The sequence below is a fragment of the Sphingomonas xinjiangensis genome, from assembly GCF_014199255.1.
Taxonomy (GTDB): Bacteria; Pseudomonadota; Alphaproteobacteria; order Sphingomonadales; family Sphingomonadaceae; genus Sphingomonas; species Sphingomonas xinjiangensis.
Map to the genome: position 1 here is coordinate 319,044 of NZ_JACIJF010000001.1, position 23,958 is coordinate 343,001.

The 23,958-nt window shown below is 64.8% G+C and carries 25 protein-coding genes and 1 tRNA gene; 10 read left to right on the forward strand and 16 right to left on the reverse strand.

Annotated features, from left to right (window positions below):
* Positions 1–4 precede the first annotated feature (4 nt).
* From hemB to FHT02_RS01675, 3 genes are read left to right on the forward strand one after another with little or no spacing between them, the layout of a single operon-like run.
* Positions 5–991: a porphobilinogen synthase gene (gene hemB / locus FHT02_RS01665; RefSeq protein WP_184083569.1), complete on the forward strand. Its 987-nt coding sequence runs from the start codon at positions 5–7 to the stop codon at positions 989–991.
* Positions 988–1,524, forward strand: a complete 537-nt coding sequence (locus tag FHT02_RS01670; protein WP_184083571.1) for a GNAT family N-acetyltransferase — start codon at positions 988–990, stop codon at positions 1,522–1,524. The genes hemB and FHT02_RS01670 overlap by 4 nt, the downstream gene beginning before the upstream one ends.
* Positions 1,524–3,764, forward strand: coding sequence for a fused MFS/spermidine synthase (locus FHT02_RS01675; protein ID WP_184083573.1), 2,241 nt, complete (start codon positions 1,524–1,526; stop codon positions 3,762–3,764). The genes FHT02_RS01670 and FHT02_RS01675 overlap by 1 nt, the downstream gene beginning before the upstream one ends.
* On the opposite strand, the gene FHT02_RS01680 is transcribed toward FHT02_RS01675, so the two are convergent.
* The gene (locus tag FHT02_RS01680) at positions 3,761–4,252 is read right to left on the reverse strand and encodes a hypothetical protein (RefSeq protein WP_184083575.1); all 492 of its coding nucleotides are present in this window, start codon (positions 4,250–4,252) and stop codon (positions 3,761–3,763) included. The genes FHT02_RS01675 and FHT02_RS01680 overlap by 4 nt on opposite strands.
* Positions 4,253–4,332: 80 nt before the next feature.
* Here FHT02_RS01680 and FHT02_RS01685 point away from each other — a divergent pair.
* Positions 4,333–4,409 (forward strand) — tRNA-Arg (locus tag FHT02_RS01685).
* 34 nt (positions 4,410–4,443) lie between these two features.
* Here the strand turns inward: FHT02_RS01685 and FHT02_RS01690 are convergent.
* The 6 genes from FHT02_RS01690 to FHT02_RS01715 all read right to left on the reverse strand — a co-directional run bounded on the left by FHT02_RS01690 (position 4,444) and on the right by FHT02_RS01715 (position 9,681).
* Positions 4,444–4,656 carry a hypothetical protein gene (locus tag FHT02_RS01690; protein WP_184084220.1) on the reverse strand — a complete coding sequence of 71 codons (213 nt, stop codon included), beginning with the start codon at positions 4,654–4,656 and terminating at the stop codon, positions 4,444–4,446.
* Between the two features lie 65 nt (positions 4,657–4,721).
* Complete coding sequence (locus tag FHT02_RS01695) at positions 4,722–5,975, reverse strand: N-succinylarginine dihydrolase (protein WP_184083577.1); 1,254 nt, start codon at positions 5,973–5,975, stop codon at positions 4,722–4,724.
* A complete protein-coding gene (locus FHT02_RS01700) occupies positions 5,975–6,985 on the reverse strand; it encodes an arginine N-succinyltransferase (protein ID WP_184083579.1) in 1,011 nt (336 codons plus the stop codon). The genes FHT02_RS01695 and FHT02_RS01700 overlap by 1 nt, the downstream gene beginning before the upstream one ends.
* Positions 6,982–8,172: a hydrolase gene (locus FHT02_RS01705; RefSeq protein WP_246352129.1), complete on the reverse strand. Its 1,191-nt coding sequence runs from the start codon at positions 8,170–8,172 to the stop codon at positions 6,982–6,984. Before FHT02_RS01705 ends, FHT02_RS01700 begins: the two co-directional genes overlap by 4 nt.
* Positions 8,173–8,237: 65 nt before the next feature.
* Positions 8,238–9,125 carry a DUF481 domain-containing protein gene (locus FHT02_RS01710; protein WP_184083581.1) on the reverse strand — a complete coding sequence of 296 codons (888 nt, stop codon included), beginning with the start codon at positions 9,123–9,125 and terminating at the stop codon, positions 8,238–8,240.
* Between the two features lie 61 nt (positions 9,126–9,186).
* Positions 9,187–9,681 (reverse strand): RNA pyrophosphohydrolase, encoded by a 495-nt coding sequence (locus tag FHT02_RS01715; RefSeq protein ID WP_184083583.1) that lies wholly within the window; start codon positions 9,679–9,681, stop codon positions 9,187–9,189.
* Positions 9,682–9,729: 48 nt separating this feature from the next.
* Here FHT02_RS01715 and FHT02_RS01720 point away from each other — a divergent pair, with 48 nt between their 5' ends.
* A complete protein-coding gene (locus FHT02_RS01720; protein WP_184084223.1) occupies positions 9,730–10,632 on the forward strand; it encodes a histone deacetylase family protein in 903 nt (300 codons plus the stop codon).
* 370 nt (positions 10,633–11,002) lie between these two features.
* On the opposite strand, the gene FHT02_RS01725 is transcribed toward FHT02_RS01720, so the two are convergent.
* Together FHT02_RS01725 and purF are read right to left on the reverse strand one after the other, a co-directional pair.
* Positions 11,003–11,713 (reverse strand): SDR family NAD(P)-dependent oxidoreductase, encoded by a 711-nt coding sequence (locus FHT02_RS01725; RefSeq protein WP_184083585.1) that lies wholly within the window; start codon positions 11,711–11,713, stop codon positions 11,003–11,005.
* Between the two features lie 111 nt (positions 11,714–11,824).
* Positions 11,825–13,282, reverse strand: a complete 1,458-nt coding sequence (gene purF, locus FHT02_RS01730; protein ID WP_184083587.1) for an amidophosphoribosyltransferase — start codon at positions 13,280–13,282, stop codon at positions 11,825–11,827.
* Between the two features lie 119 nt (positions 13,283–13,401).
* Between purF and hisI the strand changes: the two genes are divergently transcribed.
* Genes hisI through FHT02_RS01750 form a run of 4 tightly spaced genes read left to right on the forward strand, consistent with a single transcriptional unit; the run spans position 13,402 to position 16,537 of the window.
* On the forward strand, positions 13,402–13,764 hold the full coding sequence (gene hisI / locus FHT02_RS01735) for a phosphoribosyl-AMP cyclohydrolase (RefSeq protein ID WP_184083589.1): 363 nt from the start codon (positions 13,402–13,404) through the stop codon (positions 13,762–13,764).
* Positions 13,761–14,261 carry a hypothetical protein gene (locus FHT02_RS01740; protein WP_184083591.1) on the forward strand — a complete coding sequence of 167 codons (501 nt, stop codon included), beginning with the start codon at positions 13,761–13,763 and terminating at the stop codon, positions 14,259–14,261. The genes hisI and FHT02_RS01740 overlap by 4 nt, the downstream gene beginning before the upstream one ends.
* A 40-nt stretch (positions 14,262–14,301) precedes the next feature.
* Positions 14,302–14,724 carry a MerR family transcriptional regulator gene (locus FHT02_RS01745; protein ID WP_184083593.1) on the forward strand — a complete coding sequence of 141 codons (423 nt, stop codon included), beginning with the start codon at positions 14,302–14,304 and terminating at the stop codon, positions 14,722–14,724.
* Positions 14,725–14,734: 10 nt separating this feature from the next.
* Positions 14,735–16,537: an acyl-CoA dehydrogenase C-terminal domain-containing protein gene (locus FHT02_RS01750; protein ID WP_184083595.1), complete on the forward strand. Its 1,803-nt coding sequence runs from the start codon at positions 14,735–14,737 to the stop codon at positions 16,535–16,537.
* Positions 16,538–16,570: 33 nt separating this feature from the next.
* Here FHT02_RS01750 and FHT02_RS01755 read toward each other — a convergent pair whose 3' ends face one another.
* The 5 genes from FHT02_RS01755 to FHT02_RS01775 all read right to left on the reverse strand — a co-directional run bounded on the left by FHT02_RS01755 (position 16,571) and on the right by FHT02_RS01775 (position 22,512).
* Positions 16,571–17,944 carry a cell wall hydrolase gene (locus FHT02_RS01755; protein WP_184083597.1) on the reverse strand — a complete coding sequence of 458 codons (1,374 nt, stop codon included), beginning with the start codon at positions 17,942–17,944 and terminating at the stop codon, positions 16,571–16,573.
* 269 nt (positions 17,945–18,213) lie between these two features.
* Positions 18,214–19,134, reverse strand: a complete 921-nt coding sequence (gene cysK / locus FHT02_RS01760) for a cysteine synthase A (RefSeq protein ID WP_184083599.1) — start codon at positions 19,132–19,134, stop codon at positions 18,214–18,216.
* A complete protein-coding gene (locus FHT02_RS01765; protein WP_184083601.1) occupies positions 19,131–20,453 on the reverse strand; it encodes an MFS transporter in 1,323 nt (440 codons plus the stop codon). The genes cysK and FHT02_RS01765 overlap by 4 nt, the downstream gene beginning before the upstream one ends.
* A 55-nt stretch (positions 20,454–20,508) precedes the next feature.
* Positions 20,509–21,900: an MFS transporter gene (locus FHT02_RS01770; protein WP_184083603.1), complete on the reverse strand. Its 1,392-nt coding sequence runs from the start codon at positions 21,898–21,900 to the stop codon at positions 20,509–20,511.
* Between the two features lie 72 nt (positions 21,901–21,972).
* Complete coding sequence (locus tag FHT02_RS01775) at positions 21,973–22,512, reverse strand: glycine zipper 2TM domain-containing protein (protein ID WP_184083605.1); 540 nt, start codon at positions 22,510–22,512, stop codon at positions 21,973–21,975.
* Positions 22,513–22,752: 240 nt separating this feature from the next.
* Between FHT02_RS01775 and FHT02_RS01780 the strand changes: the two genes are divergently transcribed.
* Positions 22,753–23,103 carry a WYL domain-containing protein gene (locus tag FHT02_RS01780; protein ID WP_184083607.1) on the forward strand — a complete coding sequence of 117 codons (351 nt, stop codon included), beginning with the start codon at positions 22,753–22,755 and terminating at the stop codon, positions 23,101–23,103.
* Between the two features lie 69 nt (positions 23,104–23,172).
* On the opposite strand, the gene FHT02_RS01785 is transcribed toward FHT02_RS01780, so the two are convergent.
* The gene (locus tag FHT02_RS01785) at positions 23,173–23,535 is read right to left on the reverse strand and encodes an antitoxin Xre/MbcA/ParS toxin-binding domain-containing protein (protein WP_246352130.1); all 363 of its coding nucleotides are present in this window, start codon (positions 23,533–23,535) and stop codon (positions 23,173–23,175) included.
* Positions 23,535–23,798 carry a translation initiation factor IF-1 gene (gene infA / locus FHT02_RS01790; protein WP_184083609.1) on the reverse strand — a complete coding sequence of 88 codons (264 nt, stop codon included), beginning with the start codon at positions 23,796–23,798 and terminating at the stop codon, positions 23,535–23,537. Before infA ends, FHT02_RS01785 begins: the two co-directional genes overlap by 1 nt.
* Between the last annotated feature and the right edge of the window lie 160 nt (positions 23,799–23,958).

Here is a 23,958-nt window from a genome sequence, read left to right on the forward strand (position 1 = left end):
CCGCATGAGTCAGTATCCCGCGCTTCGCCTTCGCCGCACCCGTGTCGCTGCCTGGAGCCGGCGGATGTATGCCGAGAATGTGCTCACGCCAGCCGACCTGATCTGGCCCATGTTCGTGACCGAGGGCGAGGGTGAAGAGCCGATCGCTGCGCTGCCGGGCGTGTCGCGGTGGTGCTTGAAGGGGATCGTCGAGCAAGCCCGTCAGGCACGCGCGCTCGGCATTCCGTGTGTGGCGCTGTTTCCGAACACCCCGCCGGCACTGCGTAGCGAGGACGGGCGCGAGGCGCTGAACCCAGACAATCTGATGTGCCGCGCGATCCGCGAAATCAAGAATGCCGTACCTGAGGTAGGAGTGCTGACCGATGTCGCGCTCGATCCCTACACCAGTCACGGCCATGACGGGATCGTCGATGCAGGTGGATACGTCCGCAACGACGATACGGCTGCTGTGCTCGCGGACCAGGCGCTGGTTCAGGCCGACGCAGGATCGGACATTGTTGCTCCCTCCGATATGATGGACGGCCGCATCGGTCTGATCCGCAGCGCGCTCGAGACCAATGGTCACAGCAATGTACAGATCATGGCCTATGCGGCGAAATATGCCAGCGGCTTCTATGGTCCGTTTCGCGATGCGGTCGGCTCAAGCGGGCTGCTGAAAGGCGACAAAAAGACGTATCAGATGGACCCAGCCAACGCTGAGGAGGCCTTGCGCGAAGTATCGCTTGATCTGAGCGAGGGCGCCGATAGCGTGATGGTCAAGCCGGGGTTGCCCTATCTGGACATCATTTTGCGGGTAAAGACCGCGTTTGAGGTACCGGTATTCGCGTATCAGGTTTCGGGGGAATATGCGATGATCGAAGCCGCCGCGGCAGCGGGTGCCGGCGATCGCGACGGCTTGGTCGTGGAAACGTTGATGGCCTTCAAACGAGCAGGGTGTTCGGGCGTTCTGACGTATCACGCGCCGCACGCCGCCCGGTTGATGGGGGCATGATTCGCACTCAGCGGCTGGTATTGCGACCGATTGAGGCGCGTGACCGCGGGCCGCTGGTTGCGATGCTCAGCGATCCACTGGTCATGCGCGATCTGGTTCGCAACCCCACGGAGGACACGGCGAACGCGAGCATAGAGCGTCATATCGGCTATCGCGCTAGACATGGGATCGGGTTCTGGACCGTAGAGGAGGCTGGCCAGGTGGCAGGCCTGTGTGGTCTGAAGCCAGGTGCGCCAAACACCCCTATAGAGGGTGAACTGGAAATTGGCTGGCTTCTGGCTCAGCCATTTTGGGGGCGCGGGCTCGCCACCGAAGCCGCACGCGTTAGCCTTGGATGGGCTTGGGAGCATACCGTGGCGTCGCGAGTTGTGGCGATCACCGCCGCCAGCCATCTAAAAAGCCAGGATGTGATGTTGCGGCTAGGCATGAGTCGTTTGCCGGACGGCGACTTCGATCATCCTTTGTACGGCGCCGAAGATCCGATGCGTGCGACTGTCACTTTTGCAGTGAGCCGTCCGGAAACCGCGCACTGATGCATTTCGACGCGGAGCCGGCGCGGCAAGCACTTGCTAAGCCCTATGTGCGCGGGCTCTTCCTCGCGGCCATTCTAACGGGTTCGTTTCTGCTATTCCTGATCCAGCCGATGGTAGCGCGGATGGCGTTGCCACGGATCGGAGGTGCGCCCGCGGTCTGGAACTCGGCTATGCTCATTTATCAGGCGCTGCTGCTTGGCGGCTACGCTTATGCGCATTGGCTTAGACACTTTCGCCCCCGGGTCCAAGCGGGTATACATCTGGCTCTCCTGGCAGCGGCGGCGCTGCTTCTTCCCATCGGCTTGATCCGAAGCGACCTGCCCCAGGGCATCGAGCCTGCGCTCTGGGTGCCATGGCTTTTGTGTGCATCGATAGGGCCGCTGTTCTTTGCAGTTTCGGCACAAGCGCCGTTGCTTCAGCGCTGGTACGCCAGCGCAAGCGGAGGGCGCGATCCCTATGCGCTGTATGCAGCGTCCAACGTCGGCAGCTTCGGTGGTTTGCTCGCTTATCCCCTTTTTGTTGAGCCACAGTTCGCCCTGAAAAGTCAGAGCTGGCTCTGGACCATCGGGTATGGCTTGGCGGCGGCTCTGATCGTCGGTTGCGCGCTGGTGCTTCCCCGCACGAGTCAAGCGGTAACGGCAGTTTCGTCTGAGACGCGTCCAATTGGCATCAGGCGCATCGCGCTGTGGATCGCACTCGCATTCGTTCCTTCCGGGTTGATGCTGGCGACCAGCACCTTTCTGACCACGGATATTGTGGCAGTGCCCATGCTGTGGGTGCTGCCACTTGGACTCTATCTTCTCAGCTTCTCACTGGCGTTTCGGGAAGGAGCAGCGCTGCCGCATATGCTGGCGCAGTTCGTGCCCGTCATGTTGCTGCTGTTTGGGGCGACGTTAATCGCCGGTCATGAGCAACTTGCCTATATGAACGCGTTCATAGGGCTGGTGCTGCTCTTCGTGACATCGGTGGCGCTGCACGGACGCATGTATGCACTTCGTCCCGCAGCCGACCAATTGACCGGCTTCTATCTGGCGATGGCCGTGGGTGGAGCGTTGGGCGGGGTATTCTCCGCTCTCGTCGCGCCGCTCGTGTTCGATTGGACCTACGAATACCCGCTGTTGATCCTAGCGGCGGGATTGCTGGTTCCGCAGGCCTTCCTTTCATCGCGCATTGCCCGGATTTGGCACCCGGACCCACAGCGTCGCCTACGTCGCACCATGATTGTGGCTACCATCGTGGCAGCGCTCGTCTTTCTTGGTATTTTCAATCCCGCAGACGTGCTGGGCAACTTCCACGAGCAAATCGCCTTCATTGCCGTGGTTGCTGTCGGACTGGCGACGGTTGGCGCTCGACCAGCCTTCATGGTCACGCTGGCAGGGGCATTGTTCATCTTCGGCGGCTATCGAGCACTCGAGATGTCGTTCAGTGACGCACGAACACGCAGCTACTTCGGCGTCTACACGGTTTCCGACGAAGCAGGCGAGCGACGCCTTGCGCATGGCACGACCCTTCACGGTGTGCAGTTACTCGGCGCGCGAGAGCGCATGCCAACGACCTACTATGTTCGTGGATCGGGCGTAGGGCGCGCTATGCAAGCGTTGCCGTTGCTTTATGGTCCAAACGCCAGAGTCGGGGCCGTCGGCCTGGGTACGGGGACATTGGCCTGCTACGCCAAGCCGGGGCAGTCCTGGCGCTTTTTCGAGATCGACCCCGCAGTGGTCCGGCTTGCGCAGGCGAGGTTCACGTTTCTCAAACGCTGCTTGCCCGATCCAACAATCCTGCTTGGTGACGCGCGTCTTCGGTTGGATCACACGGCGGACGCAAGCCTCGACATGTTGGCTCTGGATGCGTTTTCCTCAGACGCTGTGCCGACTCATTTGATGACTGCCGAAGCATTCGCCAGCTATGGCCGGGTGCTCGCCCCGAACGGATTGCTGCTTGTTCATATCTCCAACCGGTTCCTGGCGCTTTCGCCGGTTGTCGCCGCCACGGCGCAGCGTCAGGGCTGGCATGCGGCGCGCCTGATCTATCAGCCAAGTGCGCTGGAGAAGAAGGACGAGGCAAGCACGTCCGATTGGATCGCCTTGTCGCATGATCCAGGCAAGTTACAGCAACTTACGCGTAGAAGTAGCGGATGGCAGCCACTGCTCGCGCAACCGGGCTTTCAAGGCTGGACCGACGATTACGCGTCGATCATGCCGGTATTGCGCATATGGAACCGGTCGCCGTCGAGCGACTAGGCGCCGCCTAGCGCTGCCTCGAACGCCGCTATCCGGCGGCTCTGCGCAGCCGACACTGCGTCGGCGTGGCTCGTGGCCGATTGCAGCGCCGGGTAGGGCGGCTTGCCTTCGGCACCACGCTCGATGATCAGCTGTTCGAGATCGGCCCGCGCAGTTGCGACCGGAGCTCGCACGGCGTCCAATGCGCTGAGCGCCACCTGCGCGTCCAGCCAGCGTTCGGATCCGATCGGCACGCCGCGTGCAACGGCGACCTTCGCCTCCGCGTCGCGGGCAGCCGCGGTGAAACGCCTCTCCACATCATTGAGGCTGTTGGTGATGGCAACGATCTTCTTGTCGAGACTGGAATCGGCAATGGCGATCTCCACCGGTCGCTCAGGTTCGGCCAGGCTCTGCCCCTCCACGGCGCGCGGAAGAAGTGACGGAAAGTCGTCGGCGTTCTTGGCGCAGCCGCTGAGGCCGATTGCCAGGATGGGGAGAAGACAACGCATGCCTCGCTTTATGATCGAAGGAAATCATGCGCAACGGGCTTGCGCGTCGCCGATTCCGCTTCTAAGGACGCCTCTTCCAAGCGCCCGTAGCTCAGCTGGATAGAGCATCAGACTACGAATCTGAGGGTCGGACGTTCGAATCGTTCCGGGCGCGCCATTCTCCTGATGAGAATGAAGAGCGGCAGCCAGCCTCATTCGGGGTCGTAGAGGCTGTCCAGAATTTTCGCTCCCGCCATGAATACTGCAACCGGGCAGAGGGTAAACAGAGCCTGTCCGCTGAGCCCTGGATATTGTTGCAGATAGTGCATGCCGCGTTCCACGGCACCTGTAGCAAGGCCGTAGATGATCAGAAATGCCTCAAACTTGGTCTTGATGATGAAGAGACTACGAATGCGAGCGAGCATGGCATCATTTTTAGCAAGGTTCGGACCAACCACGCAAAATGGGCGTTTGCAAGGGAGGCAGATGGCTAGCTGTCAATTAACTCGACAGTTTTGAGGGCAGTCAGCAGCCGATGGCGCGCATGTTCGATGTCATTGATCAACCCGGCATTCCCCAGGTCTGTGATGTGAATGGCCTCCGGCCAATAACGTTCGATTGTTTCGCCTAGCAGATCGAGTTTGGCCTCATCTACGAGGAAGCGGCGGTCTACCGTGGCAGGATCGGCGACGACGCGAAGGCGCAGACACGCGGGCCCGCCGCCATTTGCCATCGATTCGCGTACATCTACTACCTCCACCCGTCGGATCGGGCCGTTGCCGGCGACATGTTGCTGCAGCCACTGCCAGACACTCGGTGTTCGGCGAGCTTCTTCCGGCACGATCAGCGTGCTCTCCCCGGTAGGGAGCGTTACGAGCTGTGCATTGAAGAGGTACGAATGGATGGCGTCCCCGAGACTTACTTCGGAGGCGGGGACTTCAACGATCTCGATTTCCGGCATCGCGGACCGCAGGCTGCGATAAAGCTGGTCGGCATCATGAAAAGCCCGCTCGTGCGCAAACAGCACACGCCCATTCGCCACCGCGACGACATCGTTGTGGAACGCGCCCGCTTCGATGGCTTCGGGAGACTGCTGCGCGAAAAAGGTGCGTGCGGGATCCAGGCGGTGCCCGCGAGCGATTGCTGCGCTTGCTTCACGGTGCTGACGGGCCGGAAAGGCGCCACCAGGTAAGCCATAGACGAAAATCTCAAGGCCAGGCGCGTCATGGCTTCGCGCTAGCCGCATATGGTTCGCGGCACCCTCGTCGCCGAACGGCAAGGGGATCGGCTGGTGAACTCGGAACGCGTCGGCGGCAAATGCGAGTCGAAGTTGCGCCAGGGTTTCCGGCCACTCGTGACTGCGATGCGGCAGAGTGCCCAAATTTGCCACAGTCAGGTGACAGCGGCCGTCGCGAGTATCAGGCGCGGGGGACACCGTCGCGGCATTTGCCGCCCACATAGCGGAGGCCGAGAGCCCTTGTGCCTGTAGAAGCGGGGAAGCCTCTTCGTACTGCGTGCTGAGGCTTTTCAGCCACGCATGATCAGGCCGTCTGTGGGGCAGCAAGATGCCTTGGGTAAGCCCCAGCCGAAGATTTTCCTTCATCTTGGCCAAGCCTTGCAAGGCTGCGGCACGTGGCGAGGAGACGAGCCCACGATTGCGGGTGGCGGCGAGGTTTCCCGGACTCAAGCCTGCATAGTTGTGGCTCGGGCCGATGATCCCGTCAAAGTTGATTTCGGTCAGCATCAACGAGTCACGTGGACGATCTCGTCGCCAGCCTGAAGGTTGAGCAAGCGGGCTGTGACGGCGTCGACGATCACGCCTTCACCCGTATCACGGGCATAGCCGTGCGCCACCCGAAACTCCGCCAGATGTCCGGTCGAGATCAGCGCTGCTCCATCAGCCTCGCCGATGCCGATAACGGTGCTGGTGATCGCACCGCGGATGGTCTTCACTTGATCGGTCCGCGCCATCATGGTCGGCCCGCCGTCGAAGATGTCGATATAATGTTCGAAAACGAATCCTTCATTCTCAAGCATACGCATGGCCGCTCGGCCCGTTGGATGGGGGATCCCCATGACGGCCCTGGCATGCTCGTTTAGCATGGCGGTGTAAATTGGGTGCTTGGGCATCAGATCGGCGATGAATTGGTTGCCATGCGTTGCGTTGAAAACATCGGCTTCCTGGAAGTTCATTCCAAAGAACCGGCCAGCGACTCCGTCCCAAAATGGTGATGCTCCCGCTTCGTCGATGACCCCACGGAGTTCAGCCAGGATCCGGTCGGCGAAGCGCGCACGGTGCCGCGCGATAAACAGATAGCGGCTGCGCGCCAAGAGCATCCCAAGACCCCCAGCCCGTTCATTCGGGTGCAGGAAAAGGCCACCGACCTCGCTGCATCCTTCGAGGTCGTTCACCAGGTTAAGTATCTGGGCGCGGAAGGTGCGGTTAAGCGCCTGGCTGTGCTTGGTCACCGTACCAATGCGGTAGCTGTAAAATGGCCATGTCTGGCCGACATGAGTGAATATCTGGCAGGTGCCGCGGATGTCGCCGGTATCGGCATTTTCCAAAACCAGAACGAACAGGTCGTCGAACAGCCCTTCTTCCTGGCGCGCGAAGGCCGCGTGGCTGCGGACCAGTTTGGCCTGAAGCGATGGCCGTTCGGGCGGAAGATTGGTGAAGCCTCCACCGGTGAGCTTCGCCATCTCGTATAGGTGCTGTAGGTCCTCGTCGCGTGCAGCTCGGATGCGGAAGCTCATAGAACACCCTGTTCTGCGATGCGGAGGATGCTGAGCGCCGACAGAGCAGCGCGTTCTGATAAGGAGCCCGGGATTAAGAACTCCTCCACGGAGTGAATAGCTCCGCCGCGGACGCCCATGGTGTCGACGACCGGAACTCCACAGGCCGCTATGTTGTTGCCGTCGCATACCCCACCCGTGGCTTTCCAGCCGACGTCCAAGCCGAGCATGCTACCGGTCTCACGCACCAGGTTGAACAGGCGTGCAGCACCTGGGTCGATCGGCTTGGGCGGACGGTTGAAGCTCCCGTGCGGGGTCACGCGGACCTCGTGTGATTGCTCCACCTCTCTCGCGATGCGCTCGATCGCGGCTCGGGCAACTTCGATGACATCTCCGCTTCTGGGGCGAAAGTTGACGCGGAGTATCGCAAGATCGGGAACGACATTGTTCGGCCCGCCGCCCTCGATCTTTGCCGGGTTTACCGAAAGCGTAGGTGTCGCCGCGGCTGCGAGCCTGACCGCAAGGTCGGCGGCTGCGACCAAGGCATTGCGGCCTTGCTCAGGATTGCGGCCGGCATGCGCACTGCGTCCGCGCACCACCAGCGAAAAGTTTCCCGTGCCGCCGCGCGCACCGGCCAGCGTGCCGTCTGGCAGTGCCGGCTCGTACGTGAAGGCGGCGTGTTTGCCGCGGGCGGCGCTTGCGATCAGTCCATTAGAGGATAGGGAGCCGGTTTCCTCGTCCGAGTTGATCACCACTTCATAGCCGATGCGTGATGCAAGGTGACTGGCTTCGACCGCCTCGAGAGCGGCGAGCATGACGGCAAGCCCCCCTTTCATGTCTGCGGCGCCGGGGCCGTTGAACGTGCCGTTCTCCATCCAGCGCGCCGATTGGAAAGGGTGATCTGTGCCGTATACGGTGTCCATGTGTCCGGTGAAGAGCATCTGGACAGGCGCGTCGGGGCGGACGCGGAGGTGTAGGTGCTGCCCATGATCCAACGCTTCGATACAGCCTGAGTTCGTTACTGTTTCTACCGGTTCGGGATCGATCAGCGAGAGCGTGCCGGGCAGGATCGCGAAGCAATTTGCGAGGTCATCGGCCATGTTTCGCAAGCCCAGAAGATTGCGGGTTCCGCTGTTGATTGCGACCCATCTTTCGGTGTTGGCTAGCATCTGGTCGACGCGGAAATCGTCTATGGCCAGTGGGATCATGGAGGGAGCGTAACGCGGACGGGTTGTGTTGAACACCCCTCCAAATATCGCGCTACGACAATGGGTTAGAAGTCCAGCACCAGCGATGCGCGGCTGGTCGTGTCCGTCGTCTTGCGGCCCACGGGCGGCATGCTTTCGAACTGCACGGTGTAGCTGAACTGCGCCGACAGCGGCCCGATCAGCCGCGTAAGCAGCGCAGATTTGCTCGTAACCGTGCTGTTTGCGGCCTGCAGATAAGCCGACGCGTTCTGCGTGATGGAGACGCTGGGCGAAAGCTTCCAGCCGAAATCCAACGATCCGCGCGCCGCGACGTTGCTTTCGATGCTGGTGTCGATGAACTCGGTGCGGCGAAACGCCGGCCCGAGTTCCAGATCGAGCTTGACCGCGGCCGAGCGGATCGCGCTGTAGCCGGCACCCGAGGATATCGAGATGCGGTCGTAGAAACCCGAGAACCGATCGCTTTCATACTGCGCCGCCCCATAGAGATAGGCGCGGTCGTCGAACTTCCAGTTGGGCTCGTAGGCCGCGAGGTAGCGTTCCTGGTTGGTGACGCCCAGGCTCTTCTGGTAATCGGCGCGCAGCCGTATCTTGTGGCGCCATTCGAGCCCCTCGCGCGTGAGCTCCGCCGCCGCGGTAAGGCCCACATTCTCGGTATTGCCCGTCGAGACATAACCGCCGAGTTCGGCATGCCCCTTGAGGAGGTCGAGAAAGTCGGACTGCTGGATCCTGCGGGTCGCGTTCTGCTGGCGGTCGTCGCGCCATGCCGCCGCGATGCGCGTCACCAGATCGGCGCTCTCGGGCGAGGCTTCCTTGGCATATTTTACGATGACGCTGACATCGCCTTCGTTTCCCGACGCCATGGCGGAGTCCAGCATCGCCCTAATCGTCGGCGGGATCGTCGGATCGTCCGTGTTGGCGAGGAGTAGCGGCAAGGCAAAGAGCAGGGCACGCATCACGGTTCGCCTTAAGCCGGGCAATGCGGCGCGAAAAGGGCGCTCAGAGATGAAAAGAGTGTCAGGCCCGACGAGCCGAGGCGATTTCGTTCGCGAACACCTCCAGCAGCTTTGCGTAAAGCTCGCGCTTGAAGGGAACGATCAGCTCGGGAAGATCGGCGGGTTGCGCCCAGCGCCAGGCGCGGAATTCGGGCTCCGCCGTGGCGATGTTGATATCGGCATCCTCGCCCAGGAAGCGGAACAGGAACCAGCGCTGGCGCTGGCCGCGCCACTTGCCCTTCCAGACCTTGCCGATCAGGTCCTCGGGAAGGTCGTACCACAGTTCCTCAGGCGCCGAGGCCACCAGCGCGACATGCTCGCGGACAACGCCGGTTTCTTCCCACAGCTCGCGATACGCAGCCTCCAGCGCATCCTCACCCGGATCAATGCCGCCCTGCGGCATCTGCCAGGCTTCCAGCGTCGAATCGAGCCGCTGGCCGACAAAGACGAGGCCATCGCGGTTCATCAGCATGACGCCGGCGCAGGGGCGGTAGGGCAGGGAAGCAATGTCGGTCATGATCCTTCACCTAGTGCAGCCGGGCGGGCGATGCCACATCTGCCTGCGATGATCCCGATCGTGCACCATCCCGCTTATGTTGCGCCGGCACCCGCCCGCAGCCAGTATCAATGGAACAAGAACGGGTTGGTGCGCGACCTGCTGGTAGCGGAGGGCGAGCGGGTGTTTTGGCACGAACCCGAAGCAATGCCGCGCAAGTGGCTGGAAAGCGTGCATGATCCGGATTATGTCGCCGAGGTCTTGGAGGCGCGGGTGCCGCGCGAGAAGGAGCGGCGGATCGGCTTCCCGGTGACCCCGCAGGTGGCGCTGCGTGCGCAGATGGTGCCGGGAGGCACCTGGCTGGCGGCCAAGCTGGCGCAGCGGCACGGCTTCGCAGCGAACACCGCGGGCGGAAGCCACCATGCGCTGAGCGACACGGGTGCGGGCTTTTGCGTGTTCAACGACCTGGCGCTCGCGGCGGTGCGGCTGGTGGAGGAGGGGGATGCGCAGCGGGTGTTGATCGTCGATTGCGACGTGCACCAGGGCGATGGAACCGCGGCGCTGACTGCCGGGCATGTCGGTATCGCCACCTATTCGATCCATGCCGAGAAGAACTTTCCGGTGCGCAAGGCGCGGTCGACGCTGGACGTGGGGCTGCCCGACGGGGTGGCGGATGCGGGGTATATGGCGGCGCTTGAAGAGACGTTGCTGCCGCTGCTTGATGAATTCGCGCCGGACATGGTGCTGTACCAGGCGGGGGTGGATCCCTGGGCGGAGGATCGGCTGGGACGGCTGGGGCTGAGCCGCGAGGGGCTGGCGGTGCGCGACCGGTGGATCGGGGCCACGTTGCGGCTGCGGGGCGTCCCGTTCGCGAGTGCGCTGGGCGGCGGGTATGGGGTGGATGCCATGGAGGTGGCGGAGCGGCATGTTGCTTCGATCGTGGCGCTGGGCGTGGGCGCTGGGCTGGGGTGATATGGGAGCGGGCGCCAAGGCTTGCGCATCCAGTTCCCCGGTCGAGGCGGAGCCCAGTTTCCCAGCTGTGCAGCTGGCGCGAAACGCTGGCGGACCGCGTGGTGCAGGTTGCACTGGACCCGACGGGTAACCCCCTACCCAGGGGAGGTGGCGCGCGTAGCGTCGGAGGGGTCACTGGGTCGGCCGAAGCATGCGCCTCGAGCCTCCGTCAGCCGTTCGGGCTGCCACCTCCCCTTCCAGGGGAGGACTGATCTGCTGGTTGCGCGGCGGAGGCTGGGCGCGAGATGCGCTGATTTGTGGATGGATCAGGATATTTGCTGCTGCCGCGTTGCAGCTGGCCCGGGCCTTCGCGGCGGGGGACTGGAGGTGGTTAGCCCACGCGTTCGAAATGGCCGTGGTCGAAGCCGGCGGTGAGCAGCGCGGCGATACGGTCGGCGACGGCTTCAGGGGCCTTCACCGTCTGGGGATCTTCGCCTGGGAAGGCGCGGGCGCGCATCTTGGTGCGGGTGGCGCCGGGATCGACGATCGCAGTGCGTATGTTGGTGATGTGGCGGACTTCCTCACCATAGCTGAGCAGCAGGTTTTCGAACGCGGCCTTGGACGCGCCGTACATCCCCCAATAAGCGCGCGGAGTTCGGCCAACGCTGGAGGTGACGCCGATCACGCGAGCGTTCGGTGCTTTCTTGAGCAGCGGATCGAACGCCGCCAGCATCGCGGCCTGGGCCGTGACGTTGAGCGTCAGGACCTTCGCAAATTCTTTGAAGTCGAAGGCGGGTACCGCGCTGAGCGTGCCGAGCGACGCGGCGTTGAGGACCAGCATGTCGAGCGCGGGCCAGCGTTCGGCGATGGCGACCGCGAGGCGCGATACGCTTTCATTCTCGGCCAGGTCCATCGGCGCGATGGTGGCGGAACCGCCAGCGGCGAAGATCGCTTCCTCGACTTCCTCGAGCCCACCGGCGGTGCGGGCGGTTAGGATGACATGGGCACCCGCCGCACCCAGAGCGAGCGCAGTGGCGGCGCCGATGCCGCGGCTGGCGCCGGTCACCAATGCGGTTTGATCGGCGAGGAGCTTGTCGGTCATGGGAACGCTTCCGTTCGCCCCGAGCCTGTCAAAAGGGCGGTTGATCGTGAACCGCGCTCTTAAAAAGAGCGGCCCTTCGACAGGCTGAGGGCGAACGGTGCGTGGAGTGGCTCAGCCGACGCGTTCTTCGAGCAGCGCGAACTGATCGACCGGGGCGAGTTCGTCCTGGTCCGTCAGCGTCGTGGGATAGTCGCCGGTGAAGCAGGCATCGCAATATTTGGGGTGGATGTCGGCGCGACGCGCTTCGCCCAGCGCCTTGTACAGCCCATCGATGGTGACAAAGGCCAGGCTGTCGGCATGGATGAAGTCCGTCATGCCCTCAACATCGAGCTTTGCCGCCAGCAGCTTGGCGCGCTCGGGCGTGTCCACGCCGTAGAAGCAGCTGTGGCGCGTCGGCGGTGAGGCGATCCGCATATGGACCTCGGCGGCGCCGGCCTCCCGCATCATCTGCACGATCTTGAGGCTGGTGGTGCCGCGCACGATCGAATCGTCGATCAGGACGACGCGCTTGCCCTTGATCAGCTCACGATTAGCGTTGTGCTTGAGCTTCACGCCCAAATGGCGGACCTTGTCGCCAGGCTGGATGAAGGTGCGGCCGACATAATGCGAGCGGATGATGCCGAGCTCGAACGGGATGCCGCTTTGCTGGGCATAGCCGATCGCGGCAGGGACGCCGGAGTCCGGGACCGGGACGACGAGATCGGCCTCGACCGGCGCCTCGATTGCCAGTTGCGCGCCGATCGCCTTGCGCACCGAATAGACCGAGCGGTCTTCGCTGATCGAATCAGGGCGCGAGAAATAGACATATTCGAAGATGCACGGCCGCGGCGCGAGCGGGGCGAAGGGCTTGTGCGAAGTGATTTCGGTGCCCTTGACGATGACCAACTCGCCGGCTTCGACATCGCGGACATAGTCGGCCCCGACTACGTCGAGCGCGACGGTTTCGGAGGCGAAGACGATCGTGTCGTCGAGCTTTCCCATCACCAGCGGACGGATGCCGAGCGGATCGCGGCAGGCGATCATGCCTTCGGGCGTCATGACGATAAGCGAATAAGCGCCCTCGACCTGCTTGAGCGCGTCGATGAAGCGGTCGATCAGCGTACGATATTGCGACGTGGCGACGAGGTGGATGATCACCTCGGTATCGGAGGTCGACTGGAAGATCGCGCCGCGGCGGACCAGGTCCTTGCGCAGCCGCATCGCGTTGGAGATGTTGCCGTTATGCGCGACCGAGAAGCCGCCGCTCGCCAGCTCGGCATAGAGCGGCTGGACGTTGCGCAGATCCGATCCGCCGGTGGTGGCATAGCGGACATGGCCGCATGCGACGTTGCCCGACAGGCTGCGGATGATCTCGTCGCGGTCGAAATTGCCGGCGACATGGCCCATCGCACGGTGGATGTGGAACTGATGCCCGTCCCAGCTGGTTATCCCCGCCGCCTCCTGGCCACGGTGCTGGAGCGCGTGGAGCCCCAGCGCGACGGCCGCCGCAGCGCCCTCCATGCCGGAAACGCCGAAGATGCCGCACTCTTCGCGCAGCTTGTCATCATCAAATGGGTGCGTGGTAAGCATCAGCCCTCAGTGGGGTTTGCGACTCTTGGGGGCCATATAGGGGGGCGCATCCGGTTTGTCGCCACTTTGTCACGATTGTTTTCATTCCCCCGGCAGGAGCGGCGGCGTAAGGTGGCCGCGTGAGTGATGAACGCGAAACCGGGCTGCGGCTCGACCCTAAATATGACGCGGCCGGGCTGGTGACGGCAGTGGCGACCGATGCGGCCAGCGGCGACGTGCTGATGGTGGCGCATATGAACGCCGATGCGCTGAAGCTGACGATGGAGAACGGGGAGGCCACCTTCTGGTCGCGTAGCCGCGGACGGTTGTGGAAGAAGGGCGAGACCTCGGGCCATGTGCTCAAGGTGGTGGAAGCGCGCATCGACTGCGATCAGGACGCGGTGTGGCTGAAGGTCGAACCGCAAGGGCCGGCCTGCCATACCGGCGCGCGGACGTGCTTTTACCGGATCATCGATGATGGTGGGCTCGTGCGCGGGGCATGAAGGCGCTGCTGGCCTTGGTTCTGGTGCTGACCGGGTGCTCGGACGGGGGCGGGGCCGGCAATGCCGTGGGGGCGAGCGCCGATCTGGAATCGGCGGCGATCGCGCGCGGGCTGGTACGCGATCCCGACGCGATGCGGCTTGCCGGGCTGTATGCGCGCGACACCGACCGAGTGTGCGTGCGCCCGCGCTCGGGCAATACCGCGCGGATCGGGGTGTTTGTCGATTATGGCGACGGCATCACCTGTAGCGCGGCGGGCAGCGTGCGGCAGGAGGGCGAGACGCTGCACCTTTCGCTGGGGCCGGGTGGCGGCTGCGCGTTCGAGGCGCGGTTCGACGGGGCCGCCATTCGCTTTCCCGGGACGGTGCCGGCCGAATGCGCTTCATTGTGCGCCAAGCGGGCCTCTCTGTCGGGGCTGGAGGTGTCGTTGCTCAGCGAGTCCGATGCCGAAGCCGCGGCGCTGCGCGATGCGGGCGGGCGACGGCTTTGCGGCGTGTGAGCTGCTTGACGTTCACGTAAGGGGAAACTAAATTGGGGGCATGTCCGCTGCCGCTCCCGTCGAGGCCCTGGCGCCGATCGAAACCCGTCCGGATCAGGACGCGTTCTCCATTTCCGACCTGTGCGCCGAGTTCGCGGTTACTCCGCGCGCGCTGCGCTTCTATGAGGATGAAGGGCTGATCACGCCCGAGCGGCGGGGTACGGTGCGGATCTATTCGCACCGCGACCGCGCGCGGCTGGCCTGGATCCTGCGCGGCAAGCGGGTGGGCTTCAGCCTGGCCGAAATCCGCGAGATGATCGACCTGTATGACATCGGTGACGGGCGGCGGGTGCAGCGGCAGGTGACGCTGGAACGCTGCCAGGACCGCATCGCGCTGCTCGAAAACCAGAAGCGCGACATCGACGCCCATATCACCGAGCTCCAGCACTTCGTCGAACTGCTCCAAAGCAGCGACACCATCTGAGGAACCTGACATGCCGCAATATACGCCGCCGGTGCGCGACACGCGCTTCATCCTGGACTCGGTGATCGGACTGGAGCGCCACGCGAACCTGCCCGGTTTCGAGAACGCGACCGCCGACACCGTCGAAGCCGTGCTGGAGCAGGGAGGGCAGTTTGTCGCCGAAGTGCTGTTCCCGCTCAACCAAGTGGGTGACCAGCATGGCTGCACCCGCAACGAGGATGGCAGCGTCACCACGCCGCCGGGGTTCAAGGAAGGCTATCAGCAGTTCGTCGAGAGCGGCTGGGGCACGCTGAGCGCGCCCGAGCAGTTTGGCGGGCAGGCGATGCCGCACGTCGTGTCGACTGCGTTTCAGGAATATATGATCTCGGCCAACATGGCGTTCGCCATGTATCCCGGGCTGACCCACGGCGCGATCGCCGCGCTGCTCGCCAAGGGTTCGGACGAACAAAAGGCGATGTACGTGCCCAAAATGGTGTCGGGCGAATGGGGCGGCACCATGAACCTGACCGAGCCGCATTGCGGCACCGATCTGGGCCTGATCCGCACGCGCGCCGAGCCGAACGCCGATGGCAGCTGGTCGATCACCGGCACCAAGATCTTCATTTCGTCGGGCGAGCATGACCTGACCAGCAACATCATCCACCTGGTGCTGGCCAAGACCCCCGGCGCGCCGGAGAGCAGCAAGGGCATCTCGCTGTTCGTGGTGCCCAAGTTCATCGTCAACGAAGACGGCTCGCCGGGCGCGCGCAACGCGGTCAGCTGCGGCTCGATCGAGCACAAGATGGGCATTCATGGCAATTCGACCTGTGTCATGAACTATGACGGGGCGACCGGCTGGCTGGTCGGCGACGAGATGAAGGGCCTCGCGGCGATGTTCATCATGATGAACGCCGCGCGGCTGGGCGTCGGGCTTCAGGGCCTGGGCGTGGCCGAGACCGCGTACCAGAACGCCGTGCAATATGCCGAGGACCGCCGCCAGGGCCGCGCGCTGACTGGTCCGGCCGAGCCGAACGAAAAGGCCGACACGCTGTTCGTCCATCCCGACGTGCGCCGCATGCTGATGGAGAGCAAGGCGCTGACCGAGGGGCTGCGCGCGCTGTGCCTGTGGGGTGCGCTGCAGGTGGACCTGGAGCATGCCGCCGAGAGCGAGGAGGCGCGCCAGCTGGCGGGTGACCTGGTCGGGCTGCTGACCCCGGTCATCAAGGGTGTCGGCACCGACATCGGCTACCGCGTCGCGACCGACGCGCAGCAGGTCTATGGCGGCCATGGCTACATCGCGGAATGGGGCATGGAGCAATATGTCCGCGATGCCCGCATCTCGATGATCTATGAAGGCACCAACGGCGTGCAGGCGATGGATTTGGTTGGACGCAAGCTCGCCCAGAATGGCGGCCGCGCGGTGCAGGCGCTGTTCCGCGTCGTCACCGAAGAGGTTGCCGCGGCCAAGCAGGACGAGAAGCTCAAGGGCTTTGCCGAAGCGCTGGAAAAGGCATTGGGCCATTTGCAGGGTGCGACCATGTGGCTCGCGGCCAACGGCTTCAAGAACCCCAACGATGTCGGCGCGGGTGCCTATCCATACATGCAGCTGACCGGCACAGTGGCGCTGGGACTGATGTGGCTGCGCATGGCCAAGGCGGCTGCGGACGGGCTGGCATCGGGTGCGGACAACGCCAAGTTCCTGGAAGCCAAGCTGGTGACTGCGCGCTTCTATGCAGAGCGGTTCCTGCCGGACGCGGGTGGTCTGCGCCGGAAAGTCGAGGCCGGCAGCGAGACGGTGATGGCGCTGGATCCGGAGATGTTCCGGGCGGCGTGATCGCCACCCAGTGGTGCACCGGCTGAGCCCAGTTCAGCGCGGCGTGGGGCTGGGTTGAGGCCTATCGGCGACAGGGGCGGCGGGAGCGACAGGATCGTTTCCGCCGCCCTTTTTACGTATGCCAGCCAGGGGAGCGGGGCCGATCGCCTTTGCCTCGACCGCTGGCGTCGGAGTCGGCGCGGCAGCGGGGGCTGCCGGGGGTTGCGCGCGCATGCACTGGACCGGGCTGGGGCGCTTGAACTGCTGGCAGTTCCACAGCGCCTTGGCGAAGCCCATATTCTGATCGCGCAGATAGCTGAACGACATGGCCGCGCTTTGCGCCGGGCTTGGGGGGAGTTGCTTCGGGGTCTGCTTGGCGTCGGTCCAAGCCATGAACTTGCAGAAGGGTCGTTCGCCGCAGGTCCTGATCGCCAGGGCGGCAAAGGCTTCGGGGTTCATCGCCTTGTCCAGCGTGACCGCGAAACTGTTATTGTCGACCCCGGTGGTGCCCAAGGGAGCAGGCACTGCCTCGTCCGGAATGGCGGCGGGGTCCACGGGAGCACCGTCGAGTGTAAGTTCCGGCGCGAGCAGATCGCCCGCATCGCCGGTGTGCGCGGCGGAAAGCCGGGCCATTTGCGGCACGTTCGGCTCGGTGCCGGCATAGCCGCGGTTGAAGGCGGGCGGGGTACCCCACCATCCGGCCCAGCGGAAGAAGAGGTGGGTATGGACCTCCGAGATCTTCTCCAGGCTGGCACTCCAATAGGGCACCACCCAATCGGTGTGATAATGGGTGGCGTGTCCCACCGCCTTGTACACCGAGCCGTTCAAGGCGAGTTCGGCGACTTCGCGGGCACGCTTCCAGGCAGCCGCGGTCGGCGTGTACCGCAGGATGGCGCCGTCACAGGTGAAGGTGAACTGGCAACCGGTGCGGCGCTCCGAGCCTTGGAACACCACGCCGCACACCGTTTTTGGAAAGGCAGGGTGGCGCAGGCGGTTGATGATGACCTGTGCGACCGCGCGCTGGCCTACCGTGTCGTCGCCGGCTTCGTAATAGACCCCGGCTGCCAGGCAATCGATAGCGCGGGCACGGCTGTCGGCGGCGCCCGGCAGACGAAACGGGCGCGCGGCGGGGTTGGGCAGCGTGGAGAAGGGCACCGCCGCGTTGATCGCGCGAGCGTCGTCGGGGTCGACCGCCTGCAGTTGCACCGGTTCGACCGGAGGCAGTTCGGCCTGAGGCACGACGCGTCGGGATATCATGACCGGCGGCCGCTTGTGCACGACGACGCGGGGGCTGTTCGCGACGAGCCAGGCAGGCACGGCGATCACGAGCAGCGCGAGCAGGGCCACGACGGCGATCAGCACCGGCGAAACGGCGGGCGAAGGGCCGACGCGCTGGTCCTGAACACGTTGATCTTGGAGGGGAAGCATGATCCGGGACGTCAGTTCTGGCGCTGTGCTGCTAAGGCTTCAGGACGGATCAAGTGGCAGGCTCCTTGGGCGGGGTTGCGCGACATAACGCAGCTACTGCCAACAAGAAACCGGAGGCAGCGATCCATTTGGTAGCGAAGCGGGACAGGTTCGACGGCGGCTGGCCGGCGGTTCGCCCGCTGCCAGGCGTTCCATGCTGCTTGTGCCGAAGCGAAGGAGGGGACTTGTCCGCGCCCGGCGTGCGACCGCCCCCTCCCGCACCGGGCGCGTCAGCTCTCCGGCAGGAAGTCCGGGACGCTCAGATAGCGCTCGCCGGTGTCGTAGTTGAAGCCGAGTACGCGAACGTCGTCGGGCAGGTCGGGCAGCTTTTGGAGGATTGCCGCGAGCGTCGCGCCCGAGCTGATGCCGACCAGCATGCCTTCTTCACTGGCCGAGCGTCGGGCCATGTCCTTGGCGACGTTGGCATCGACCTTGATCACGCCGTCGATCGCGTCGGTATGGAGGTTGCGTGGGACGAAGCCAGCGCCGATGCCCTGGATCGGGTGCGGGCCCGGCGTGCCGCCCGAGATCACCGGCGACAACTCGGGCTCGACCGCGAACACCTTGAGGCTCGGCCATTCCTTCTTGAGCGTCTCGGCAACGCCAGTGATGTGGCCGCCGGTACCGACGCCGGTGATGATCACGTCGATGGGTGTGTCGCGGAAGTCGTTTAGGATTTCCTGCGCGGTGGTGTGAACGTGCACGTCGATAGCGGCCGGGTTCTCGAACTGCTGCGCGAGCCAGGAGCCGGGCGTCGCCTCGACGATCTCCATCGCGCGTTCGATCGCACCCTTCATGCCCTTTTCGCGCGGGGTCAGGTCGAAGCTGGCGCCGTACGCGAGCATAAGGCGGCGACGCTCGATGCTCATGCTTTCGGGCATGACCAGGATCAGCTTGTAGCCCTTGACCGCCGCGACCATCGCCAGGCCGACGCCGGTATTGCCGCTGGTGGGCTCGACGATCGTGCCGCCGGGCTTCAGATCGCCCGAGGCTTCGGCCGCTTCGATCATCGCGAGCGCGATGCGGTCCTTGATTGAGCCGGCGGGGTTGGCGCGTTCGGACTTGATCCACACCTCGGCTCCGGGAAACAGCTTGTTGATGCGCACGTGCGGCGTGTTGCCGATCGTGTCGAGGATTGTGTTCGCCTTCATGTCGTCATCTCCTTGGGAGGCACTTCGAGATCGGCCGGAGGATCAAAGGTGCGAGCCCGCCTTAGTTCCGGGAATAGCTTGGCCCACAGGATCGTGACAAGGATGGCACCGATGCCGCCGCCGATCACTGCGGCGACCGGCCCGATCGCTGCGGCGAGGAAGCCGGATTCAGCCTCGCCCAGTTCGTTGGAGCCCGACACGAACAGAGTGGAGACCGCGCCGACGCGGCCGCGCATCTCGTCCGGGGTATAAAGCTGGATCAGCGACTGGCGGACATAGACCGAAACCATGTCGGCGGCGCCCAACACGAACAGCGCGGCGAGCGACAGCAGCACGGCGGGAGCGAGGTCATGGCCGATCGCGGCGGGGCCGAGCGCGGGTAGCAGCAGCGGCGCGGAGGCGCCGAACACCACCGTCGCGAAGCCGAACACGCCCACCGCGAACAGCATCTTCTTGCCGACTTCGGTCTTCAGCGGGCGCCAGGCGAAGGCGGCGGCGGTGATCACCGCGCCGAGCGCCGGGGCGGCGCGAAGATGGCCGAGGCCTTCGGAGCCGACCTGGAGCACGTCGCGGGCATAGACCGGCAGCATCGCGGTGGCGCCGCCGAGCAGCACCGCGAACAGATCGAGCGAGATCGCGCCGAACACGAGCCGGTTGCGACGGACATAGCGCAGGCCGTCGATCATCTGGGCGAAGGGACTGCCCGAGAACTTGACGTTGCTGCGCGGTACCGGCGTGATGAGGAGAAGCATCGTGAGCGAGAGCAGGAACAGCCCGCCCGAGACGGTGTAGGGCAGCCAGGGCGAGGCGGCGTAGAGATAACCGCCGAGCGCGGGCCCGATCACAGTGCCGGCCTGCCAGGAAAGCGAACTGAGCGCGATGGCGGTCGGCAGGATTGCCTTGGGCACGAGGTTGGGGGCAAGCGCGCCGAGCGCCGGGCCGGCAAAGGCACGGGCGACGCCGAGCAGCGCGGCGATGCCGAACAAGGCAGGCAGGCTTATATTGTCGCTATAGGTCAGCCAGGCGAGCGACAGCGCGCAGCCAGCCTCGAGTGCGACGGCGGCACGGGCGATCCAGCGGCGGTCGATCTGATCGGCGAGCCAGCCAGCGAACAGCGACAGCAGCAACAGGGGCAGGAACTGCGCGACGCCGATCAGTCCGAGCTGAAAAGCGGCCTCCTCGATGGTCATCGTCTTGCGGGCGATGTCGTAAACCTGCCAGCCGATGACGATGACCATCGCCATCTGCGCCAGCGTGGCGGACAGGCGGGCCACCCAATAAGCGCGAAAATTGGGAACGGCGAAAGGATGGCTGGGCATGGCGGGGTCTTGGCGCTTCGTTGGCGGCTCTGCAATCGCGGATTGCTGCATCGCGTCAGCGGACCTGGGCGGGCTGGGCGGCGGCGGTTTCTTCCTGAGGCGGGTTGCGTATCGCGGGGTTGAGGCGGGCGATGCTGCACAGTCCGGCGACCAGCGCTAGTGCTGCGGCGGTGAGCGGCGGGATGGTGCCGCCGCCCAGGCCCATGGCCAGCAGCGCGGCGACCAGCGTGGCGCCGGTGGTCTGGCCTACCATCCGAGTGGTGGAGATGAGGCCGCCGGCCGCCGCCGCGCGCTGTACCGGTGCCGAGCCGATGATAAGGCGCGCATTGGGGGAGAGGAACAGGCCAAAGCCCCCGCCGCTGAGCGACATGCGCCAGGCGATGTCGAACCAGCTGGGATCGGCGGGGAGGAAGGCGAGCGAGACCAGGCCGGTGATCGCGACCGCCATGCCGATGCCGCCAAGCGCGCCGGCGGGATAGCGGTCCGACAGCGCGCCGGCGAGCGGGGCGACGATCATCGTGGTGAGCGGCCAAGGGGCGAGCACCGCGCCGACCTCCGACGGCGCGAAGCCATAGACGTGCTGAAGGCGGAAGGGGAGCGAAAGCAAGGTCGTCATCGTGGCGATGAAGGCGGTGAATGCGCCGAGCGTGGAGAGCGCGAGCACCGGGCGGCTGAGCAAATCGATCGGCAGGATCGGGCGCGGCTCGTCGCGTTCGCGGCGCACGAACAGGATAGCGATGATCAAGCCGGCGGCGACCACGCCCGCCGACACGACGGGGCTGTCGCCATGGACCGCGCTTTCGAGGCCGCCAATGACCAGCCCGAACATGGCTGCGCAGAGCAGCGCGCCAAGCAGGTCGAACGGCTCGGTGCTGCGTTCCGACTCAGGCAATGCGCGGCCGAGCAGCAGGCTGAGGATCGCGAAGGGTACCGCCGAGGCGAACACCCAAGGCCAAGGACCGACCGCGAGAACGAGCCCGCCGAGCGTTGGGGCGAGCGCGGCGGCGCTGGACACCACCACCGAGTTGATGCCGAGGCCACGGCCGAGCTGTTCGGGCGGATAGACGCGGCGGATCAGCGCGGAGGCGACGCTGAGCGTGGCGGCGGCGCCCATTGCCTGAGCGGCGCGGACGATGAGGAGGAAGGGCAGGCTTTTGGCGAAGAAGCACAGGATCGTCGCGGCGGTGAAGACCAGCTGTCCGATCTGGTAGAGCCGCTTGAGGCCGATGCGGTCGCCCAGGCCCGAGAATGGGAGGAGCAGCATCACCAGCACGAGTTGGTACACCGTTACCACCGACACTGCCGAGGCGGGATCGACGTGCAGGTCGCGGGCGATGGTGGGCAGTGCCACGGTCGCAATCGCGCCGTCGATCACCACCAGCGCGGTGCCGCAGGAGATCGCGGCGACGGCCTGGACGCGGCGGCGCAGCGCGGGAGCTTCTGTCATCGGCTGCTCAAGGCATGAGCGGCGCGGCGGTTCCGCTTCAGAGCGCCGGGCGACGCTCCCCTCGCTTACGGCTTAGCGGCAGCGGACCTGCTGCTGGTTGCGCTGCACCTGGTTGCCGAGCGCGCCGCCGGCGATGGCGCCCAGCAGCGTGCCGACGGTGCTCGAACGGCGGCCGGCGATGACGTTGCCGAACAGGCCGCCAGCAGCGGCGCCGACGATCAGGCCTGTGGTGCCGTCGGGACGCTCGCAATAATAGCGGCCGTCATTGCCGCGATAAACGCGGTCGTCCGTGCGCAGCACGCGCTCCTGATAGTTGCCGGCGCGATAGTCACGGGCGGGATCGTAGTCGGGATCGTCGTAACGGCCATCGTCATAGCCCGGGCGCGGCGGCGGATTGTTGCTCCAGCTTGGCTGCGATCCGCGGAAGCGGCGATAGCGCTCCAGCGCCTGCTGGAACGTATCATATTCGGTGTCGAAGCGGCGCTGCGCGGCGTCGAAGCGCGCTTCCTCGTCCTGCGAATAGCGCGCGCTGTCGCCCGTCTGCGCGGCGGCGGGGCTGGCGGCGGCGATCGTCGCGGCAGCGATGGCGGCAAAGCCATACAGGTGTTTCATCAACGCTCTCCTTCCTTGAGCGGCCACGATGGCCTTGAGCGAGCAGATCGGCCAGCGCGGGTGAAGCACGGCTGAACGCGTGAACGCCCGACGCACGCGGCTGCTCCAGCGCGCAAAGTCAGTTAATCCGGCATGTGCGGGCTGCACTATCGGCGAGATGTAGCTAGGAAGGGATTGCTGCGGCATGGAACACAGTCGTCCGGACTTGTTGCAGCGCAGCAAAGGACGCATAGCACGGGCATGAAGTTGACGACGCAAGCCGATACCTCCTCTCAGCCCAGCACCAGCACGCTCCTCGTGCTGGAAGCGATCGTGCGCCTGCGCTGCCTGTCGGCCGAGTATAACCGCACGCGCATGATCCTGGCGCCGCACATCCTCTACACTCGCGACGACAAGCTGTACGTCGACGGCGTGGTTATCGTTCGCGAAGGCATGATCCCGCGCGAGGAGAAGATGGGGACGTTCAAGCTCGATGGGCTGAAGGAACTGAACCTGTTGGAGCGGGCGTTTGCGATCAGCGCGCTGTTCGACTCGACGCTCGACAAATATCAGGGCGTGACGCTGATGGGCGTGGAGCCGCAGGCGGGTTGACCGCACGGCCCGGCGGAATGCCGGGCGGCGTCAGTTCAAGCGGTTTTGATACCGGTGCAGGCCCCGCGCTCAGGCGCGGGCTGCAGCACGCTCCGCAATGGCGTTCTCGACCGCGCGAAGCCCCTCGATGCTGGCGACGGCCAGATCGAGTGGACGGCCACCGAGCGTTTCATCGAAGCTGTTGAGGAATTCGCGCGCCGCATCGGTGCCGCCCAGCTTTTCCCAGGCCAGCATGGTGATGCGGCCCTGGCGCTCGGCGCTTTCGGGCGACAGGCGGTTTTCAGTGAAGCGCTTGCGGAAAGGCTTGCGGGCCGGGCGCTGGTCCTCGGCGGACTCGTGCACATCCGGCTCCTCGCCAGCGTCCATGATCGGCCGGTCTTCGGCCGAATCCTTCGGCGCGATCGGCTGCGTTTCGTCCTCGTCGCGATCCATCAACGACGGTTCCCGCGGCGCGCACCGCCAAAGCCGGTGCCCTGCACGCGCTCACGATAGACAAGGCGGCCCTTGTCGAGATCATAAGGCGACATCTCGACCATCACGCGATCGCCGACGATCGAGCGGATGCGGAACTTGCGCATCTTGCCCGCGGTGTACACGACGATGCGGTGATCGTTCTCCAGCTTCACGCGAAAGCGGCCGTCCGGCAGGATTTCCTCGATCATGCCGTCGAGCGTCATCAGTTCTTCTTTGGCCATTAAGCAGTTGCCTCTGTTGTTGCGGATGCGCGCTGAAGTTCGGTGATACGGTGGCCATAGGCAATGGCCAATCCACGATGTGCAACACGTGCTTCGCAGCAAGCGGCGGCATCGGAGCGCATCAGCGAAACCTGCTGGCGGTATAGGAGCTGGTTGAGGT